Consider the following 20,642-nt stretch of genomic DNA (forward strand, 5'->3'; position numbering starts at 1 on the left):
CCCGCGCCAGGAACCCGCTCCCGATGCCGCACGACGTCAGCCTGATTGCCACCATCGCCGCCGGCTTCGGCCTGGCGATGGTTTTCGGCCTGGTCGTCAGCCGCCTGGGCATGCCGCCGCTGGTGGGTTACCTGCTGGCCGGCATCGTCATCAGCCCGTCGACCCCGGGCTTCGTGGCCGACCTCGGGCTGGCCGGCCAGCTGGCCGAGATCGGCGTGATGCTGCTGATGTTCGGGGTCGGGCTGCACTTCTCGCTCAAGGACCTGATGGCGGTCAAGCGCATCGCGGTGCCAGGCGCGATCGTGCAGATTGGCGTGGCCACGCTGCTGGGCATGGGCGTGGCCATGCTGTGGGGCTGGTCGCTCGGCGGCGCCATCGTGTTCGGCCTGTGCCTGTCGGTGGCCAGCACCGTGGTGCTGCTGCGCGCGCTCGAAGCGCGCGGCCTGCTCAAGTCGGTCAACGGCCAGATCGCGGTCGGCTGGCTGGTGGTGGAAGACCTGGTGATGGTCATGGTGCTGGTGCTGCTGCCGGCCCTGGCCGGGCTGCTGCAGGAAAGCACCGCGGCCACAGCCCTGGCCCCCACCTCGCTGCGCGAGATCTGGGCCACGGTCGGCATGACGCTGGCCAAGGTCACGGCCTTCATCGTGCTGATGCTGGTGGTGGGCCGGCGCGTGCTGCCCAAGCTGCTGTGGTGGGTGGCGCGCACCGGCTCGCAGGAGCTGTTCACCCTGGCCGTGGTGGCCACCGCCGTGGGCGTGGCTTTCGGCGCCGCCAAGCTGTTCGACGTGTCGTTCGCGCTCGGGGCCTTCTTCGCCGGCATGATGATGCGCGAGTCCGAGTTCAGCCACCGCGCCGCCGACGAATCGCTGCCGCTGCGCGACGCCTTCGCGGTGCTGTTCTTCGTGTCGGTGGGCATGCTGTTCGACCCGGCCGTGATCTGGACCCAGCCCATCAAGCTGCTGGCGGTGGTGGTGATCATCCTGGTGGGCAAGACGGTGGCGGCTGTGGCCCTGGTGCTGCTGTTCCGCTACCCGCTGAACACGGCGCTCACGGTGGGCGCCAGCCTGGCCCAGATCGGCGAGTTCTCTTTCATTCTGGCCGGCCTGGGCGTGGCCCTGGGCCTGATGCCGGTGGAAGGCCAGAGCCTGGTGCTGGCCGGCGCGCTGATTTCCATCGCGCTCAACGCCGCCGCCTTCACGCTGTCCGAGCCGCTGCGGCTGTGGATTCTGGCGCGCTCCGCACTCGCCCGCCGGCTGGAGCTGCGCGATGACCCGCTGGCCGAGCTGCCCACCAGCACCGACCAGCGCCTGCTCAGCGGCCAGGTGGTGCTGGTCGGCTACGGCCGCGTGGGCCGGCGCATCGCCGGCACGTTGCGCGAGCGCGGCCTGCCCTTCGTGGTGGCCGAACAGAACCGCGAGCTGGTGGACGCGCTGCGCCGCGACGGCATGGCCGCGGTGAGCGGCGACGCCGGCACGCCCGAGGTGCTGATCCAGGCGCACATCGCGCGCGCGGCGATGCTGGTGGTGGCCATCCCCGACACCGTCAATGTGCGCAAGATGGTCGAGATCGCGCGCACGCTCAACCCCGGCATCGAAGTGGTGCTGCGCACCCACAACGAAGAAGAAGCCGCGCTGCTGCGGCAGGAGAGCCTGGGCGAAGTCTTCCTGGGCGAACACGAACTGGCGCGCGGCATGGCCGCCCACATTCTTTCGCGCGTGGCCGTGCCGGCCGCCGCCCAACCGCCCAAAGCATGAAGGACACCGATCCGGCCGCCCTGGCCCCCACGCCCTGGCACACCCTCTCCCCCAGCGACACCGCCGCCCGGCTGGCGGTCGATCCGGCGCTGGGGCTGGCCCCGCCGGCCATCGCCGAACGCCGGCAGCGCCACGGCCCCAACCGCCTGCCCGAAGCGAAACGCCGGCCGCCCTGGCTGCGCTTTCTGGGGCAGTTCCACAACCCGCTGATCTACGTGCTGCTGGCCGCCGGCCTGACCACCCTGGCGCTGGGCCACCTGGTGGACGCGGGCGTGATCCTGGGCGTGGTGCTGATCAACGCGGTGATCGGCCACATCCAGGAAGGCAAGGCCGAGCGCGCGCTCGACGCGGTGCGCGGCATGCTGGCCGCGCACGCCACCGTGCTGCGCCAGGGCGAGCGCCAGCAGATCGACGCCGGCGACCTGGTGCCCGGCGACTTGGTGCTGCTGGAGGCGGGCGACAAGGTCCCGGCCGACCTGCGCCTGCTGCAGGCGCGCAACCTGCGCGTGGTCGAAGCGGCGCTGACCGGTGAGTCGGCCCCGGTCGACAAGGACACCGCCGCGACCGCCGCCGACGCGGGCGTGGGCGACCGCCGCGGCCTGTGCCATTCGGGCACGCTGGTGGCCTGCGGCACCGGTTGTGGCGTGGTGGTGGCCACGGGCGCGCAGACCGAAATCGGCCGCATCGGCACGCTGGTGGGCGAGGTCCGGACCCTGGCCACGCCGCTGACGCGCCGACTCGACCGCTTTGCCCGCCAGATCACCGCCGCCATCCTGGCCGTGTCGGTGCTGACCATGGCCTGGGGCCACTTCGTGGCCGGCATGGCCCCGCTGGAGCTGTTCCTGGCCGTGGTCGGCCTGGCGGTGGCGGCCATTCCCGAAGGCATGCCCGCGGTGGTGACCATCGTGCTGGCCATCGGCACCCGCGTGATGGCGCGCAAGCAGGCCATCGTAAGGCGCCTGCCGGCGGTGGAGTCGCTGGGTTCGGTCACCGTGATCTGCAGCGACAAGACCGGCACGCTCACACGCAATGAGATGACCGCCGTGCGCGTGGTGCTGGCCGACCGCGAACTGCGGATCACCGGCACCGGCTACGCGCCCAACGGCAGCTTCCTGATGAACGACCAGGTCTGCCAGACCTGCGACAGCGCGGCGCTGCAGGCGCTGCTGCATTGCGCGCTGCTGTGCAACGACGCACGCGTTCACCGCGACGAAACCGGCGAATGGCGCATGACGGGAGACCCGACCGAAGGCGCGCTGATCACGCTGGCGCACAAAGGCGGGCTGGATGCCGCTGAGGGCATTCAGGCCCACCCGCGTGTGGACGCGATTCCGTTCGAGTCCGAGCGCCAGTACATGGCCACGCTGCACCACGACCACGCGGGCCACCACGAGGTCTTGCTCAAGGGCGCGCCCGAACGCGTGCTGGCGCTGTGCGCCACGCAGGCCGGCGGCCAGCCGCTGGACGCTGCGCACTGGGCTGCTGCCCTCGAACGCGCCGCCAGCGCGGGTGAACGCGTGCTGGCGCTGGCGCGTGCCGACTGGCCCGCCGACCACGCCGAGATCGACATCGCCGACATGCGGCCGCGCTTTGAGATGCTGGGCCTGGTCGGCATCATCGACCCACCCCGCGACGAGGCCATCGCCGCCGTGGCCGAATGCCAGCAGGCCGGCATCCGCATCAAGATGATCACCGGCGACCACGCCGTCACCGCCGCCGCCATCGGCCGCCAGCTCGGCCTGCGGGCCGGGCACGCGCTCACGGGCGACGTCATCGCCACCCTGGACGCGGCCGCCCTGCGCCGCGCCGCGCAGGACACCGACGTGTTCGCGCGCGCCAGCCCCGAGCACAAGCTGCGCCTGATCGCCGCGCTGCAGGCCGAAGGCCACCTGGTGGCCATGACCGGCGACGGCGTCAACGACGCACCCGCGCTCAAGGCCGCCGACGTCGGCGTGGCCATGGGCGGCAAGGGCACCGACGCCGCGCGCGAAGCGGCCGACCTGGTGCTCACCGACGACAACTTCGCCACCATCGCGCGCGCCGTGCGCGAAGGCCGCGTGGTCTACGACAACATCAAAAAGTCGCTGATGCACATGCTGCCCACCAACGGCGGCGAGGCGGGCGTGATCCTGCTGGCCATCTTCGCCGGCCTGCCGCTGCCGGTGACGGCCGCGCAGATCCTGTGGGTCAACACCGTCACCTCGGTCACGCTGGCGCTGTCGCTGGCCTTCGAGCCGGCCGAACCCGGCGTGATGCGGCACGCGCCTCGGCCGACGGGCGAGTCCATCATCACGCGCGCACTGGGCACGCGCATCCTGTACGTGATCGCGCTCATGGTCGCGGCCACGTTCTGGGTCTTCCACTGGGAGTTGGCCCGGGGCGCGGCGCTGGAGACCGCGCGCACCGCCGCCGTCAACACCATCGTGGTGTGCGAGCTGTTCTACCTGTTCAACGTGCGCCACTTCACGCGCCACGCCTTCCGGTGGGAAACGCTCACCGGCAACCGCGTGGCGTTGGGCGTGGCCCTGCTGCTGGTGCTGCTGCAACTGCTGTTCACCTACGCCCCCACGCTGCAGCAGCTGTTCCGCAGCACGCCGCTGTCCTTGTCGTCGTGGACCATGATCGTGGCCATCGGCGCCGGGCTGTTCGTCCTGGTGGAACTGGAAAAGGCGTGGCTGCGCCGCTCGAACGTGGACCGCCTCTGACGCGGCCCGCCCTTGCAAGGAGACCCGACATGCCGACGATCCGACACATCCTCGCCGCCACCGACCTGTCCGCCAGCGCCCGGCACGCGGTCGACCGGGGCTTCGGTCTGGCCGCCGCCACCGGCGCCCGCCTGACGCTGGCGCACACGCTCGGCCCCGATGCGCTGGCCCCCCTGCGCGCGCTGCTCGGCAGCCAGGCCGACGACGTGGTGCAGCAGGCCACGGCACGCCAGCGCGAAGCGATGGAGGCGCTGGCCCGCGACCCGGCCCGGCCGCACGGTGTGGCGGTCGACATCCGCCTGGAAAACGGCGCTGCCGGCAGCACGCTGCCGGCGCTGGCCGCCACCACCGGCGCCGACCTGATGGTGCTGGGCGCGCGCGGCGACAACCCGCTGCGGCGCATGGTGCTCGGCTCCACCGCCACGCGCGTGCTGCGCCACAGCCCCTGTCCGGTGCTGCTGGCGCGCCAGCCCGATGCGGCCCCGTACCGGCGCGTACTGCTGCCGATCGACTTTTCGCCCGCGTCGGCGCTGCAGATCCGGCTGGTGCGGACGCTGGCGCCGCAGGCCGGCCTGGTGCTGCTGCACGGCTTTGAAGCCCCCTTCGAAGGCCTGCTGCGCTACGCCAGCGTCTCCGCCGACATCGTGGCGCAGTACCGCGCCGAGGCGCGCGAGCGGGCGCTGCAGCAGTTGCGGGCCCTGGCTGCGGCCGAGGGCTTGCGCGAAGGCGACTACACGAGCTGGGTCGGCCATGGCGAGGCGGTCGGCCTGATCACCGCGCAGCAGGAACGCCTGGGCTGCGACCTGATCGCCATGGGCAAACACGGCACGCACGTGACCGAGGAGCTGCTGCTGGGCAGCGTGACCCGGCGCGTGCTCGACGAGAGCGACGCCGACCTGCTGGTGGTGGTGGAGCCGCAGCGGCCGGCCGTGGCGCCCGCCTGAGGGCGGCCGCTCAGAGAAAGCGCTCGATCAACCGCCGGGAATGGCGGTCCAGCGCGAACAGGTCGCGGACCCGGAACACGGTGCCGTGCCCGCTGGTGATGAGCAGGCTGCCGCGCGCGCCGGGCAGGCGCCGGATGTCTTCTTCCGCCTTGAGCGCCAGCGTGGTCGGACCGCGGTCGGTCTCAACCTCCCAGAGGCTGGGCGTGGCGAAGGTCGAGACGCTGACGATGCGCTGGATCTCGGGCACGAATTCGCGCACCGCCAGCTCGGCCTCGATCAGCGCGCGCGTCTCGGCGGGCAGGTCGGCCAGGCGGTCGATCCACACCAGCTCGCGGCCTTCGGCGCTGACCAGCGACAGGCCTTCACCGGGCGCCGTGAGCGGAAAGGCGCGCACCGGCAGCGCGCCCACGTGCGCAACGCCGGCCGCGTCGGTGCACACCAGCCGGCCCAGCGGATCGCGCGCCAGGGTGAAAAAGGGCAGGGGAGAAGCGCTCATGCTCGGCTTTCGGCGGCGGGTCAGGCGGTGGGGCGGGACGGGGGCACAGGCTGGCGCGCCAGCAGCACGGCGTCGTGCTCGGAGTCGCCGTCGTCCTCCGCCTCGGCCTTGCGTGCCTGGGCTTCGTACAGGCGCCAGTACGCGCCCTGGCGCGCCATGAGCGTTTCGTGCGGGCCCACTTCGACGATCTCGCCACGGTCCATCACCACCAGCCGGTCGGCCTTGCGCAGCGTGGACAGGCGGTGCGCGATGGCGATGGTGGTGCGGCCCTGCACCAGGTTGTCCAGCGCCTTCTGGATTTCCTTTTCGGTCTCGGTGTCGACCGCCGAGGTGGCCTCGTCGAGGATCAGGAACTTCGGGTCGATCAGCAGCGCCCGCGCGATGCTGATGCGCTGGCGCTCGCCGCCCGACAGGCCCTGGCCGCGTTCGCCGACCAGCGAGTCGTAGCCCTGCGGCAGGCGCAGGATGAAGTCGTGCGCGTGCGCGGCGCGCGCGGCGGCCACGATCTGTTCGCGCGTGGCGTCGGGCCGGCCGTAGGCGATGTTTTCGGCGATGGTGCCGAAGAACAGGAAAGGTTCCTGCAGCACCAGGCCGATGTGGCGGCGGTAATCGGCCACGGCGATGCGGCGCAGGTCGATGCCGTCGACCTTGATCGAGCCGCCGCTGACGTCGTAGAAGCGGCACAGCAGGTTGACCAGGGTGCTCTTGCCCGAGCCGCTGTGGCCCACCAGGCCGATCATCTCGCCGGGGCGGATGTCCAGGCTCAGGCGCCGGATCACCGAGCGGTTGCCGTAGCGGAAAGCCACATCCTCCAGCGTCACGCCGCCGCTCAGGCCGGCTGGCGGCAGCGTCACCGGCTCGGCCGGCTCGGGCACGCTGGAGACGTGGTCGAGGATGTCGAAGATGCGCTTGGCACCGGCCGCGGCCTTCTGCGTCACGCTGACGATGCGGCTCATCGAATCGAGCCGGCCGTAGAAGCGCCCGATGTAGGCCAGGAAGGCCGAGAGCACGCCCACGGTGATCTCGCCGCGGCTGACCTGCCAGATGCCGAAGCCCCAGACCACCAACAGGCCGATGTCGGTCAGCAGCGCCACCGTGGGCGAGAACAGGCTCCAGACCTTGTTGAGCCGGTCGTTGACCGCCAGGTTGGCCTGGTTGGCGTCGCGGAAGCGCCGCGCCTCGCGCCGTTCGGCGGCGAAGGCCTTGACCACGCGGATGCCGGGAATGGTGTCGGCCAGCACGTTGGTCACGTCGCCCCAGGCGCGGTCGATCTTCTCGAAGCCGGTGCGCAGCCGGTCGCGCACCACGTGGATCATCCAGGCGATGAAGGGCAGCGGCAGCAGCGTGACCAGCGCCAGCCAGGGGTTGATGGAAAACAGGATGGCGCTGGTCATGGCCAGCATCAGCACGTCGGTGGCGAAGTCCAGCGCATGCAGCGAGAGAAACACCGAAATGCGGTCGGTCTCGGAGCCGATGCGCGCCATCAGGTCGCCCGTGCGCTTGGCACCGAAGTAGTCCAGCGACAGGCCCAGCAGGTGTTCAAAGGCGTGGGTGCGCAAATCGGCCGCGATGCGTTCGGACACCAGCGCCAGCACCCAGGTGCGCGCCCAGCCCAGGCCCCAGGCCAGCAGCGCCGAGCCCAGCAAACCGGACAGCAGCCACAGCACATAGACCGGATCGATGCGCTGGCCGTTCTGGAACGGGATCAGCACCTCGTCCATGAGCGGAATCGTCAGGTACGGCGGCACCAGGGTGGCGGCGGTGGCGGCCAGCGTCAGCAGGAAGCCGCTGAGCAACTGGCCCTGGTACGGGCGCGCGAAGCGCCACAGCCGCAGCAGCACCCAGGTGCTGGGCGGGGTGTTGAGCTCGCGCGTGCAGACCGGGCATTCGTCGGAGTCTTCGGGCAGCGGGTGGTGGCACGAGGGGCAGTGGCCCGGGTCGTCGCCCGTCACGGGTGCCCCGTGCGCGCGGGCCTCCTGCAGTTGCTCGAAGCGCTTGGCCAGGCGCAGGGCCTGCACGTTGGCGCCCAGGGTGAAGCGCCAGCGCGCCCGCAGCGCCCCGCCGGCCTGCAGCTCCAGCGTGCCCACGCCCGCGTGGTCGGTGTGGCGCAGCACCAGGCCATCGGCCAGCGCAAAGGCCTGCCAGCGGCCTTCGCCGTCGCGGGCCAGCAGGCGTTGTTCGGTCAGCACCAGCAACCCCGGCACGAAGCGCAGCGCGTCGTCCAGATCGATCGCCAGCCGGGCCTGTTCGGTTTCGCCGGGCCAAAGCGCCTCGGCGCCGGATGGCGCGGGCGCCAGTGCCGGGGTGGTGGATCGAATGGGGGTCATGAAAACGGTGTCGTGAAAACCACTGGACGCGAATTTTCCATGATCTGAAAGCACCGGACACGGGCGGACGGTTCACAATATGGGATTGAGCGAGCAGCCGCTGGCCGGAGACACCGTGGCCTCGCCCCTGTCCACCACGCCATCATGCCCCTCGCCACGACCGAGATCCAACTCCTGCGCGTCACCTATCTGCGCGGCCCGAACATCTGGACATTCCGTCCGGTCCTGGAGGTCTGGCTGGACCTGGGGCCCCTCGAAGACTACCCCTCGAACCGGATTCCCGGTCTCTCGGACCGCCTGGTGGCGCTGCTGCCGGCGCTGGTGGAACACCACTGCGGGGTGGGCGAACGGGGCGGCTTTCTGCAGCGCCTGCACGAAGGCACCTGGGCCGGCCACATCCTGGAGCACTGCGTGATCGAGCTGCTGAACCTGGCGGGCATGCCCACCGGTTTCGGCCAGACGCGCAGCACCACCCGGCACGGCGTCTACCGCATGGTGTTCCGGGCACGCGACGAACAGGTGGCCCGCGTGGCGCTGGCCCAGGCCCATGCCCTGCTGACGGCCGCGATCCGCGACCAGGCCTTCGACGTGGCGGCCGCGGTGCGCGCCGTGCGCGACGCCATCGACGACAGCTACCTCGGGCCGTCCACGGCCTGCATCGTGGCCGCCGCCACCGACCGCCAGATTCCCCACATCCGCCTCAACGACGGCAACCTCGTGCAGTTGGGCTACGGCGCACGCCAGCGCCGCATCTGGACCGCCGAGACCGACCGCACCGGCGCCATCGCCGAGGGCGTGGCCGGCGACAAGGACCTGACCAAGACCCTGTTGCAGGCGGTGGGCGTGCCGGTGCCCGAGGGTCAGGCCGTGACCAGCGCCGCCGCCGCCTGGGAGGCCGCCTGCGACATCGGGCTGCCGGTCGCGGTCAAGCCCAGCGACGGCAACCACGGCCGCGGCGTGACGCTGGACCTGCGCGAGCAGGCCGACGTCGAGGCCGCGTTCGCGCTGGCCGACCGGCACGGCAGCGAGGTGCTGGTCGAACGCTGCATCCCTGGCAACGAGCACCGGCTGCTGGTGGTCGGGGGTGAAATGGTGGCGGCCGCGCGCGGCGAATCGGCCTGGATCACGGGCGACGGGCGCCACACCGTGGCCGAGCTGCTCGACCTGCAGATCAACACCGACCCGCGCCGCGGCACCACCGAAGACCACCCGCTCAACCGGCTGGACATCGCCGAAGACGGTGTGATCCGGCTCGACCTGCAGCGCCAGGGCCTCAGCCCCGAGACCGTGCCCGCGGCGGGCCGGCGCATCCTGATCCAGCGCAATGGCAACGTCGCCATCGACTGCACCGACGACGTGCACCCCGAAGTGGCCTACCTGGCCGGGCTCGCGGCGCGCACCGTCGGGCTGGACATCGCGGGCATCGACCTGGTGGCCGAGGACATCGGCCGGCCGCTGCACGAACAGGGCGGCGCCGTGGTTGAAGTCAACGCCGGGCCCGGCCTGCTGATGCACCTCAAGCCCGCCATCGGCCAGCCCCGGCCGGTGGGGCAGGCCATCGTCGAACACCTGTTCCCCACCAGCGAGGACGATGACGACAACGACCCGAACCCGGGCCGCATCCCGGTGGTCGGCGTGGCCGGCACCCGCGCCACGCCGCTGGTCGCGCGCGCCATCGCCTGGCTCACACGCCTGTCCGGCCTGTCCACGGGGCTGGCCTGTGCCGACGGCATTTTTCTCGGCCAGCGCCGCATCGAAGCCCCCGGGCCGGCGCTGGCGCGCGACTACTGGAGCGCCAGCCACCGGCTGCTGATGAACCGCAACCTGCGCGCGGCGGTGTTTGAAAACGGCCCGGGCCTGATCCTCGACGACGGCCTGCCCTACGACCGCTGCCTGATCGGCGTGGTCACCGACTTCGACGGCTGGCCCGACCTGGCCCGCCACGACGTGAGCGGCATCGGCGCCATGCGCAAGGTCATGCGCACCCAGATCGACGTGGTGCTGCCCGAAGGGGTGGGCGTGCTCAACGGTGACGACGAGTGGGTTGCCGACCTGGCCGAGCTGTGCGACGGCGAAGTCCTGTTCTACGGCCGCACCGGTGCGCAAGGCCCGGCCAAGGTGATCATCAGCCACCTCGAACGAGGGGGCCGGGCCGCCCTGATGGATGCGCAGGGCCTGGTGCAACTGGCCGGCAGCCAGGGCAGCGAGCCCATCACCCCGATCGACGTGGCCGGCCTGCTGGCCCGCCACGGCCGCGCCGACGAGCCCGCGCTGGCCGATGCCCTGCTGGTGGCGATTGCCGCCGCCTGGGGCTTCGGCATCGCGCCGGAACTCGTCGCCGCCGGCCTGGAAACCTTCGTGCTCCACCTGCCCCGCTGACCGCTTCCCCGCCCAGCCCCGACGCCGCAGCCGCCTGCCGCTCACCCCCCAAAAAAACCTACACGCCTTCCATGGACATCTCCCGCATCCGTGCGCTGCGCGGTCCCAACCTGTGGAGCCGCCAGACCGCCATCGAAGCCATCGTGGCCTGCGACGAACACGAACGCGCCCTGACCACGCTGCCCGGGTTCGAGCTGCGGCTGCGCACCCTGTTTCCCGGCCTGGGCAACCTGCGGCGCCAGCCCGACGAAGCCTCGCTGGCCCACGTGCTGGAAGCGGTGGCGCTGGCCCTGCAGGCGCAGGCGGGCTGTGTGGTCAGCTTCAGCCGCACCACCGAAACCGTGGAACGCGGCACCTTCCAGGTGGTGGTCGAATACACCGAAGAGGCCGTGGGCCGCCAGGCCCTGGCCGCGGCCGAAGCCCTGATCCAGGCCGCCCTGGCCGACCAGCCTTTCGATGTGGCGCAGACGCTGGCCGCGCTGCGCGAGCTGGACGAAGACGTGCGCCTGGGCCCGTCCACCGGCTGCATCGTGCAGGCCGCCGTGGCGCGCGGCATTCCCTACCGGCGCCTGACCAGCGGCAGCCTGGTGCAGTTCGGCTGGGGCTCGCGCCAGCGCCGCATCTGGGCCGCCGAGGTCGACTCCACCAGCGCCGTCTCCGAATCCATCGCCCAGGACAAGGACCTGACCAAGACCCTGCTGCGCGCGGCCGGCGTGCCGGTGCCCCTGGGCCGGCCGGTGGACAGCATCGACGAGGCCTGGGAGGTCGCGCAGGAGATCGGCCTGCCCGTGGTGCTCAAGCCGCAGGACGGCAACCAGGGCAAGGGTGTCACCGTCAACATCGTCAGCCGCGACCACCTCGAAGCCGCCTACCGCGTGGCGGCCGAAATCGGCCAGGTGATGGTGGAGAAGTTCCTGCCCGGCAGCGACTTCCGGCTGCTGGTCGTGGGCGACAAGCTGGTCGCGGCGGCACGCCGAGACCCGCCGCACGTGATCGGCGACGGCGAGCACACGGTGCGCGAGCTGGTCGACCAGGTCAACACCGACCCGCGCCGGGGCGACGGCCACGCCACCTCGCTGACCAAGATCCGCATCGACGACATCGCGCTGGCGCGCCTGCAGATCCAGGGCCTGTCGCCCGACGGCGTGCCCGAAGCCGGCCACCGCGTGGTGCTGCGCAACAACGCCAACCTGTCCACCGGCGGATCGGCCACCGACGTGACCGACGACGTGCACCCCGAAGTGGCCGCGCGCGCCGTGACCGCCGCGCGCATGATCGGCCTGGAAATCTGCGGCGTGGACGTGGTCTGCGAAACCGTGGGCCGGCCGCTGGAGGAACAGTCCGGCGGCATCGTGGAAGTGAACGCCGCGCCCGGCCTGCGCATGCACCTGTCGCCCTCCTACGGCAAACCCCGGCCGGTGGGCGAGGCCATCGTCTCGCGCCTGTACGCGCCCGACGACGACGGGCGCGTACCGGTGGTGGCCGTCACCGGCACCAACGGCAAGACCACCACCACGCGCCTGATCGCGCACCTGCTGGCCGCCAGCGGCCTGCGCGTGGGCATGACCAACACCGACGGCGTGTACGTCGACGGCCGCCAGACCGATTCCGGCGACTGCGCCGGCCCCAAGAGCGCGCGCAACGTGCTGATGCACCCCGACGTGGACGCGGCGGTGTTCGAGACCGCGCGCGGCGGCGTGCTGCGCGAAGGCCTGGGCTTCGACCGCTGCCAGGTGGCGGTGGTCACCAACATCGGCGCCGGCGACCACCTGGGCCTGAACTTCATCACCACGGTGGAAGACCTGGCGGTGCTCAAGCGGGTGATCGTGCAGAACGTCGCCAGCGACGGTTTCGCCGTGCTCAACGCCACCGACCCGCACGTGGTCGCTATGGCCGGCGTGTGCACGGGCGGCGTCATCTACTTCGCGGCCGACCGCCACCACCCGGTGCTGGCCACCCACCGCGCGCAGGGCCGCCGCTGCGTCTTCGTCGATGGCGGCCACATCATCGCGACCGAAGGCAACTGGCGCGAAAGCGTGTCGCTGCGCGACATCCCGCTGACGCGCGAGGGCAGCATCGGCTTCCAGGTGGACAACGCCATGGCCGCCATCGCCGCGGCCTGGGGCGTGGACCTGTCGTGGGAGGCGATCCGCGCCGGGCTGGCCAGCTTCGTCAACGACAGCGACAACGCCCCCGGCCGCTTCAACGTGATGGCCTACAAAGGCGCCACCCTGATCGCCGACTACGGCCACAACCCCGACGCGATGCGCGCGCTGGTGGCGGCGGTGGAGGCGATGCCGGCGCAGCGCCGCTCGGTGGTGATCAGCGGCGCCGGCGACCGGCGCGACGAAGACATTCGCGAGCAGACCCAGATCCTGGGCCGCGCCTTCGACGACGTCATCCTCTACCAGGACGCCTGCCAGCGCGGGCGCGAAGACGGCGAAGTGATCGCGCTGCTGCGCGAAGGCCTGGCCGACGCGCCCCGGACCACGCGGGTGGATGAAATCCGGGGCGAGTTCGTCGCCATCGACACCGCCCTGGAACGCCTGCAGCCCGGCGACCTGTGCCTGGTGCTGGTCGACCAGGTGGACGAGGCACTGGCCCACCTGGCCGCGCGCGTCGGGCAGGCGGGCTGAGCAGCGGCCCCGGCCGGGCGCCGCGCCAGCCGGGCGTGCCCGGGATCAGTTCGCCACCGTGAAGCGCTGGCGGATGTGCTGGGGCTGTTCGATCTCGTCGACGATGGCCACGGCCATGTCCTGCACCGAGATGCGGCCGGGCCCGTCGCTGTTCATCAGCGGCGCGTCCTGGCCCACGCGATACTGGCCGGTGCGCACCCCGGGCTCCAGCAGGATCGCGGGCGAGAGGAAGGTCCATTCGAGACCGGTTTCCAGGCGGATCAGGTTCAGCGCCTCGCGCGCCGCCAGCGCGCCCTGTTTCCAGTCGGCCGGGAATTCGGGCGTGTCCACCAGTTGCACACCGGGCGCCACGTACAGGCTGCCCGCACCGCCGACCACCAGCAGGCGCTTGGTGCCCGCGGCCTTGACGCCCGCGAAGATGGCGCGCGTGCCGGCCAGAAACTGGTCGTGGATGTCCGGCACCGTCCAGCCCGGGTTGTAGGCGCTGATGACGGCGTCCTGGCCCGCCGCAGCGGCCTGCACGTCCTCGGGGTTCTGCGCCGAACCGGCGCGCACCGTCAGCCCCGGGCGGGCCGCCAGTTTCTCCGGATGGCGGGCCAGCACCGTGACCTGGTGGCCGCGTTGCAGCAGTTCGTCGAGCACGGCCGAACCGACAAAACCGGTGCCGATGAGGGTGACTTTCATGGGAATCTCCAAAACAGGTTGATCGATGGGCTCTATGCTATGGGCCGCAAAATATCCCCGGTAGAGGGCATCTCAGGCCTTATTTTTGAAGCTGTACTTCACAATCAACCCATGGACGATCTCCGGCGCATGGCCATCTTCGCCACCGTGGTGCAACACGGTTCGATGAGCGGCGCGGCGCGCGCGCTGGGCATGAGCCCGTCGGCCGTGAGCCAGCAGGTGCGCCAGCTCGAAACCGATGGCGGCGTCACGCTGCTGCACCGCTCCACCCGGCAACTGGCGCTGACCGAGGCCGGTGAGCGTTTTCACGAACACTGCGCGGCGCTGCTGCGCGCGGCCGCCCAGGCGCGCGCCGAACTCCAGCACACGCGGGAAGCCCCGGTCGGCCTGCTGCGCCTGTCGGCGCCGGTCGGGTTTGCGCGCCACATCGCCCCCGCACTCGGGCCGCTGCTGGCGCAGCACCCGGCGCTGCGGCTGCACCTGCTGGTGGACGACGCGCCGATCGACCTGATCCAGGCGCGCATCGACCTGGCGATCCGTTTCGGCCCGCTGCCCGATTCGTCGTGGGTGGCGCGCCGGCTGGGCGCGCTGCGCTGGTGGATCTGCGCCAGCCCGGCCTGGATCGCGGCGCACGGCCCGGTGGCGCACCCGGACGCGCTGCTGGGGCACGCCTGGCTGGGCTTCGTGCGCGAGCGCCCCTGGCTGCGCCTGGACATGACCGGGCCCGACGGCGCCGCGCGCGAACTGCGCATCGAACCGCGCCTGTCGAGCAACAACCAGCTGTCGATCCAGCAGATGTGCGCCGCGGGCCTGGGGCCGGCGCTGCTGGGCAGTGCCGACGCCCACGACGACGTCGCCGCCGGCCACCTGGTCCGCCTGCTGCCCGAATGGACGCTGCCGGCGCTCGACATCAGCGCCGTGACCCCGCAACGCGACACCCAGCCGGCCAAGGTGCGGCTGGCGGTCCAGGCGCTGCAGGCGTATCTGCAGAACCTCGCTGGCGTGGAAAGCTGACAGGCCGCGGAGGCTCCGGGTTGAGGCCGGCAACCTCTGTGTCGCCAAAGAGCGCGCCGCGACGCCCGAAGGGAAGTTCAAAGTCCAGGGCACCCGTGGAACCGGCTCTGCCGGGCCACAGGGTGCGTCCCCCTCCAAGCGTCTGAAAGACGCGCCAGAGAGGGGGAAGCCGCCTCCGGCGGCGCAGGGGGTGGACAATCCTCCCCCATGCCCCACGTCCACACCGCCCCCCCGCCGTCCACCCACGACACCACCCGCATCGACGATCTGCGCATTGGCGCGGTGCGTCCGCTGATCACCCCCGCGCTGCTGCAGGAATGGCTGCCCACGCCGCCGGCCACGCAGCAGTTGGTCGAGACCAGCCGCGCCGCGCTCGCGCGCGTGCTGCACGGCCAGGACGACCGCCTGATCGTCGTCGTGGGGCCGTGCTCCATCCACGATCACGGCCAGGCCATGGACTACGCCCGGCGCCTGAAGGAACAGGCCGACGCGCTGGCCGACGACCTGCTGGTCGTGATGCGCGTGTACTTCGAAAAGCCGCGCACCACCGTGGGCTGGAAGGGCTACATCAACGACCCGCACCTGGACGGCAGTTTCGCCATCAACGAAGGGCTGGAGCTGGCGCGCCAGCTGCTGCTGGACGTGCTCGATGTCGGTCTGCCGGTGGGCACCGAGTTCCTCGATCTGCTCTCGCCGCAGTTCATCTCCGACCTGGTGAGCTGGGGCGCTATCGGCGCGCGCACCACCGAAAGCCAGAGCCACCGCCAGCTGGCCAGCGGCCTGAGCTGCCCGGTGGGCTTCAAGAACGGCACCGACGGCGGTATCAAGGTGGCGGCCGACGCCATCGTCGCGGCCCACTCGGCCCACGCCTTCATGGGCATGACCAAGATGGGTCAGGCGGCCATTTTTGAAACCCGCGGCAACGCCGACTGCCACGTCATCCTGCGTGGCGGCAAAGCGCCCAACTACAGCGCCGCCGATGTGCAGGCCACGTGCGAACTGCTGGCCAAGGCCGGCCTGCGCGAGCAGGTGATGATCGACCTCTCGCACGCCAACAGCAGCAAACAGCACCGCAAACAGATCGAGGTGGCCACCGACGTGGCGGCACAGATCGCGGCCGGCGACGCGCGCATCACCGGCGTGATGATCGAAAGCCACCTCGAAGAAGGCCGTCAGGACATCGTGCCCGGCCAGCCGCTGCAGCCCGGCGTGAGCGTGACCGATGCCTGCATCAGCTTCGCGCAGACCGTGCCCGTGCTGCAAGGCCTGGCCGCGGCGGTGCGCGCACGTCGCCAGCGCTGAGCGTCCCCCACCGTCCCCCTGTCAGGACCGACAGGGGTGGCGCCCCGTCGGGTGGAAGGACTGCGCACAATGCCGCGCGATCCATACCAAACAGACAGGGAAACCATGCGCCAGACCACCGACACCTCTTCATGCCTGCAAGGCCGGACCGCCCTCGTGACCGGGGGCGCCCGGGGTCTGGGCGCCGGCATGGCCCAGGCCCTGGCTGCGGCCGGTGCGGCCGTGATGATCGGTGACCTGCTCGAAACCGAGGGCCGGCAGATGGCCGATCTGCTGCGCGAAACGGGCGCGCGTGCCGCCTTCGTGCACCTGGACGTGACCGACGAGGCCCACTGGCTGGCGGCCGTGGCCAACACGCACAGCCAGCTGGGCGGCTTCGACATCCTGATCAACAACGCCGGCGTGGAAGAAACGGCGCTGCTCACCGAGCTCGACCCCGAGGCGCTGCGCCGCATGCTCGACGTGAACGTGCTGGGCACGGCGCTCGGGCTCAAGCACGCGCTGCGTGCGATGCGGCCCGGCGGCCTGGCGGGGCAGGGCGGCGCGGTGGTCAACGTGGCCTCGGTGGCGGCCACCATCGCCTTCCCCGGCATCGCCGGCTATTCGGCCACCAAGTCGGCGGTGGACCGGCTCACCCGCGTGGCCGCCATGGAGTCCGGCCGGCTCGGCCACGGCGTGCGCGTGAACGCGATCTACCCTGGCCTGGTGCCCACCGACATGGGCCAGAAGCTGGCCGCCGACGTGGTGGACGCCGGCCTGTTCCCGTCGGTCGACGCCGCGGTGGGTGCCATCGTGCAGCAGACCCCCCTGGGCCGCCTGGGCACGGTCGCCGACATGGCCGACGCGGTGGTGTTCCTGTGTTCGGACGCGGCGCGCTTCATCACCGGCGCCGGGCTGCCGGTGGACGGCGGCATGGGCATGTGACGCCCACGACCGACCTGCGAATCAGTCGCTGCCGATGTCCTTGCCGCGGCTGCTGCGCCAGATGGCCCGCACCAGCCACAGCCCGCCGATGAAGGCGCTGCTGAAGCCCAGGAAGCCAAAGGCCGGCAGGCCGAACAGTGTCGGGCCGCCCTGCACGGTCATCACGATGGACGAGCCGATGATGAGCGCGGCGATCACCAGCGCCATGGCCATGCGGTTGGCCGCGCGGTCGATCTGGTCGCCCACACGCCGCAGGTGGGTGACGTCGATGCCCACGTGCAACCGCCCGCGCCGCGCATTGCGCAGCAACCGCGTGATGTCGGCCGGCAACTGCTCGGCCACCGACAGCGTGCGCCGCAGGGTCTGCCAGGCGCGGTGGGCCAGCACGCGGGGCTGATAGCGTTCGCGCAGCACCTGCTTGAGCAGGGGCAGCGCCTCGCTGGTCATGTGGAAGTCCGGGTCGAGGCCGCGGCCCATGCCTTCGAGCGTGATGAAGGCCTTGATCAGCAGCGCCAGGTCGGACGGCAGGCCCAACTGGTGGCCGCGCAGGATCGCCGTCACGTCGGCCAGCATCTGGCCGAGGTTGAGTTCGGCCAGGGGCGCGCCGTGGTACTGGTCGACGAAGGCCTCGATCTCGGTCTCCAGCAGGCCGAGGTTGACCCCGTGATCGTCGCCGGCCCAGTCGAGCAGCACGTCGGCCACGGTCTGGGGATGGCGCTCGACCAGGCCCATGAGCAGTTGCAGCAGCTCGTCGCGCCGGCGTTCGGACAGGCGCCCGACCATGCCGAAGTCGATGAAGGCGATGCGGTTGCCATCGAGGTAGATCACGTTACCGGGGTGCGGGTCGGCGTGGTAGAGGCCGTCCTGCACGATCATCTTGAGCACGGCCTGGGCACCGCGCTGGGCCAGCACCTGGCGGTCCAGCCCCCGGGCGTCCAGCTCGCCGAGGTCCTTGCCCGCCACGCCGGTCATGCAGTCCTGCACGTTCACCCGGGCGCTGGTGTGCGCCCAGTGCACCCTGGGCACCACGATCCAGGGCAGGGCCGCCATGTTGGCCGCGATGCGCTCGGCGTTGCGGCACTCGCTGGCCAGATCGAGTTCGCGCTGGAGCGAACGCGCCAGCTCGCGCACCAGTTGCTGGGGTCGGTAGGGTTTGAGCGCGGGCATCTCGGCTTCGGCCACCGCGGCCAGGCGCTGCATGAGTCGCAGGTCGGCTTCGATGATGCGGTCGATGCCCGGCCGCCGGATCTTGACCACCACCTCGGTGCCGTCGTGCAGCGTGGCGCGGTGCACCTGGGCGATGCTGGCCGCCGCCAGCGGCTCGGTCTCGAAGTGCGCGAAAACCGTTTCGGGCTCCCCGCCCAGGTCTTCGCGCAACTGGGGTCGCAGCAGTTCAAATGGCAAGGCCGGCACATTGCTGTGCAGCTTTTCGAATTCGGCGATGTATTCGGGGCCGAACAGATCGGCCCGCCCGGCCAGGATCTGGCCCAGCTTGACGAAGGTGGGGCCCAGCTCTTCCAGCGCCAGCCGCAGCTGCACGGGCGGCTCGATCCGGGCCAGGTCGGCCGCATGGTCCCACTTGAGCGCGTGGCCCGCCCGCTCCAGCGAGTCGGCCAGCCCCAGCCGGCGCACGCTGTCGCCAAAGCCGTGCCGGATGAGCACGCCCAGAATCTGGTTCAGGCGCCCCATGTCACGGGCCGCGCCAAGGGTTTCGATCAGCATGAATCGATGATAGCGAGCCCTTCGGGGGGCAGCGATCCGCGCCAGCGGCGGCGCGTGGGGGCTACAGGAATCCAGCGCCGGGCCGCTCCCAAGCTGGATTCGCGCCCCCTCGGGGGGCAGCGACCCGCGCCAGCGGCGGCGCGTGGGGGCTACTTCATTCCACCACCACCGTCTTGACCAGCCGGCCCGCCGGCGGATCGGCCTGGCCGTAGGTGCCGTTGATGAGCTGCAGCCGTTCGCGGGACACCGCCGCGCGCCGCGCCAGCTCGGCAAAACCGCCGGCCGGCAGGGCCACGGTGCGGATCTGCCAGGGGCGCGCCTGCTGCCGGTCGGCAGCACTGAGTGCGCGGAAGCTCTTTTCCGCCGCCATCATGCCGGCGGCCTGCCGTTGCAGGGCATCGGCGCTGGCCGCAAGATAGAGCAGCGCGTAGGTGGCGTTCTTCGGCCCGCTGACCAGGGTCACGTCCACGCCCTGCGACTGGCCGTTCGGCAACCGGGCGGTGCCGGAAAAATGGGTCGCTGCCAACCCGTTGATCTGCCCGCGCGTGGTTTTGCCGTTCTGCGGATTGAAGAGCTTGCGCAGCATCTCGTCGTGGGTGGTGCCGGCGTCCCGGGGCACACCGACCAGGCGCAGGGCCGCATCACCTTGCGGGCTGACGATGTTCAGCGCATCGCTGCCATTGACCAGCCGCCAGCCGGGCGGGGCGGTCAGGGCGAAGCCCAGGGGCACATGGTAGAAGTCCTGGCCCCGTACCAGACCCTGTTCCGGCCCGTCGCCGTAGCGCAGACCCTCCAGCGCCTTCAGGAAGCGGCGGCGGCCTTCGTCACCGCCGCCGCGGTCGCTGCTTTCATAGGCCAGGGCTTTCTGTTCGATCGCGCGCAGGCGCTGGTCGTTGCCGGGGTGGGTCGACAACCAGTGGCTGGCGCTGGGTGCCGGCAGGCCGGCAGCCCGCGCCTCGTCGGCCTGGAAGGTTTCCTGCCGCTGCAGCACGCGGATCACGTCGATCATGCGCCGCGGGTCGTAGCGGGTGCGCGCGAGGTATTCGGCCCCCAGCGCGTCGGCTTCGAGTTCCTGCTCCCGGCTGTAGCCCGCCACGTAACCCGCCGCCACGCCCTGGGCGGCCTGGCCGATGAATTCGGTGCTGCCCTGGACGCCGGCCGCGTTCTCCAGCACCGCGCCCAGCAAGGTCGCGGCCAGCACGCCCAGGCCGGCGTGCTGCTGGCGTGTGGCGCGCTGGGCACCGTGGCGGGCGGTGACGTGGCCGATCTCGTGCCCGAGCACGCCGGCCATTTCGGCCTCGTTGTCCATGTGGGCCAGGATGCCGCGCGTGATGTAGACATAGCCGCCGGGCAGCGCGAACGCGTTGATCTCGGGGCTGTCGAGCACGGTAAAGGTCCAGCTCAGGCCCGCCCGGTGCGACTGGGCCGCCAACCGCTGGCCGACCTCGTTCACATAGGCCTGCAGCGCCGGATGGGCATAGGCCCCATATTCCTTGAGCACCCCTTCGTGGGCCTTGCGGCCTTCGGCCAGCTCGGCGCGCTCGTCCATGACGGTGCGCTCGGTGCGACCGGTGACCGGATTGACCACCGGCGTGCCGCAGGCGGCCAGCAGGACGGCAGACAGGCAGAGGACCAGAACCTTGCGCATGCAGAAGGGCTTCGGTGAAGACGGACAACGGGGACGCTTCATGATAGCCAAGCGGGGCCTGCCCGGCACCGGCCATGGGCACCCCTACAATAGTCTTCACCATGTAC

The 20,642-nt window shown here is 71.3% G+C and carries 13 protein-coding genes; 8 read left to right on the plus strand and 5 right to left on the minus strand.

All coding sequences use genetic code 11. The features are described from left to right. Positions 1–23: 23 nt before the first annotated feature. Genes ybaL through L0977_RS18225 form a run of 3 tightly spaced genes read left to right on the plus strand, consistent with a single transcriptional unit; the run spans position 24 to position 5,403 of the window. Complete coding sequence (gene ybaL, locus L0977_RS18215; protein ID WP_234266286.1) at positions 24–1,754, plus strand: YbaL family putative K(+) efflux transporter; 1,731 nt, start codon at positions 24–26, stop codon at positions 1,752–1,754. Beyond that, positions 1,751–4,459 (plus strand): cation-translocating P-type ATPase, encoded by a 2,709-nt coding sequence (locus L0977_RS18220; RefSeq protein WP_234266287.1) that lies wholly within the window; start codon positions 1,751–1,753, stop codon positions 4,457–4,459. The genes ybaL and L0977_RS18220 overlap by 4 nt, the downstream gene beginning before the upstream one ends. A gap of 29 nt (positions 4,460–4,488) precedes the next feature. Beyond that, positions 4,489–5,403, plus strand: a complete 915-nt coding sequence (locus L0977_RS18225; RefSeq protein WP_234266288.1) for a universal stress protein — start codon at positions 4,489–4,491, stop codon at positions 5,401–5,403. A gap of 10 nt (positions 5,404–5,413) precedes the next feature. Here the strand turns inward: L0977_RS18225 and L0977_RS18230 are convergent, their stop codons facing one another. Together L0977_RS18230 and L0977_RS18235 are read right to left on the minus strand one after the other, a co-directional pair. Continuing rightward, positions 5,414–5,899 (minus strand): cyanophycin metabolism-associated DUF1854 family protein, encoded by a 486-nt coding sequence (locus L0977_RS18230; RefSeq protein ID WP_234266289.1) that lies wholly within the window; start codon positions 5,897–5,899, stop codon positions 5,414–5,416. Between the two features lie 20 nt (positions 5,900–5,919). Beyond that, on the minus strand, positions 5,920–8,226 hold the full coding sequence (locus tag L0977_RS18235; protein WP_234266290.1) for a cyanophycin metabolism-associated ABC transporter: 2,307 nt from the start codon (positions 8,224–8,226) through the stop codon (positions 5,920–5,922). 144 nt (positions 8,227–8,370) lie between these two features. Here L0977_RS18235 and L0977_RS18240 point away from each other — a divergent pair, with 144 nt between their 5' ends. Then, complete coding sequence (locus tag L0977_RS18240; protein ID WP_234266291.1) at positions 8,371–10,605, plus strand: cyanophycin synthetase; 2,235 nt, start codon at positions 8,371–8,373, stop codon at positions 10,603–10,605. A gap of 71 nt (positions 10,606–10,676) precedes the next feature. Continuing rightward, on the plus strand, positions 10,677–13,241 hold the full coding sequence (gene cphA / locus L0977_RS18245) for a cyanophycin synthetase (RefSeq protein WP_234266292.1): 2,565 nt from the start codon (positions 10,677–10,679) through the stop codon (positions 13,239–13,241). A gap of 45 nt (positions 13,242–13,286) precedes the next feature. On the opposite strand, the gene L0977_RS18250 is transcribed toward cphA, so the two are convergent. After that, entirely contained in the window at positions 13,287–13,925 is a 639-nt protein-coding gene (locus L0977_RS18250) for an NAD(P)-dependent oxidoreductase (protein WP_234266293.1), read from the minus strand. 111 nt (positions 13,926–14,036) lie between these two features. Between L0977_RS18250 and L0977_RS18255 the strand changes: the two genes are divergently transcribed. The 3 genes from L0977_RS18255 (at position 14,037) to L0977_RS18265 (ending at position 17,165) form a co-directional block, all read left to right on the plus strand. Beyond that, complete coding sequence (locus tag L0977_RS18255) at positions 14,037–14,939, plus strand: LysR family transcriptional regulator (protein ID WP_234266294.1); 903 nt, start codon at positions 14,037–14,039, stop codon at positions 14,937–14,939. A 207-nt stretch (positions 14,940–15,146) separates the two neighbouring features. Further along, positions 15,147–16,241: a 3-deoxy-7-phosphoheptulonate synthase gene (locus L0977_RS18260; protein WP_234266295.1), complete on the plus strand. Its 1,095-nt coding sequence runs from the start codon at positions 15,147–15,149 to the stop codon at positions 16,239–16,241. A gap of 105 nt (positions 16,242–16,346) precedes the next feature. Then, on the plus strand, positions 16,347–17,165 hold the full coding sequence (locus L0977_RS18265; RefSeq protein ID WP_234266296.1) for an SDR family NAD(P)-dependent oxidoreductase: 819 nt from the start codon (positions 16,347–16,349) through the stop codon (positions 17,163–17,165). Positions 17,166–17,186: 21 nt separating this feature from the next. On the opposite strand, the gene L0977_RS18270 is transcribed toward L0977_RS18265, so the two are convergent. Both L0977_RS18270 and L0977_RS18275 read right to left on the minus strand, forming a co-directional pair. Then, positions 17,187–18,887 carry an ABC1 kinase family protein gene (locus L0977_RS18270; protein WP_234266297.1) on the minus strand — a complete coding sequence of 567 codons (1,701 nt, stop codon included), beginning with the start codon at positions 18,885–18,887 and terminating at the stop codon, positions 17,187–17,189. A 154-nt stretch (positions 18,888–19,041) separates the two neighbouring features. Next, positions 19,042–20,535, minus strand: a complete 1,494-nt coding sequence (locus L0977_RS18275) for a M48 family metalloprotease (RefSeq protein ID WP_234266298.1) — start codon at positions 20,533–20,535, stop codon at positions 19,042–19,044. Between the last annotated feature and the right edge of the window lie 107 nt (positions 20,536–20,642).

This window comes from Hydrogenophaga sp. NFH-34 (genome assembly GCF_021401345.1).
Lineage (GTDB): Bacteria > Pseudomonadota > Gammaproteobacteria > Burkholderiales > Burkholderiaceae_C > Hydrogenophaga > Hydrogenophaga electricum.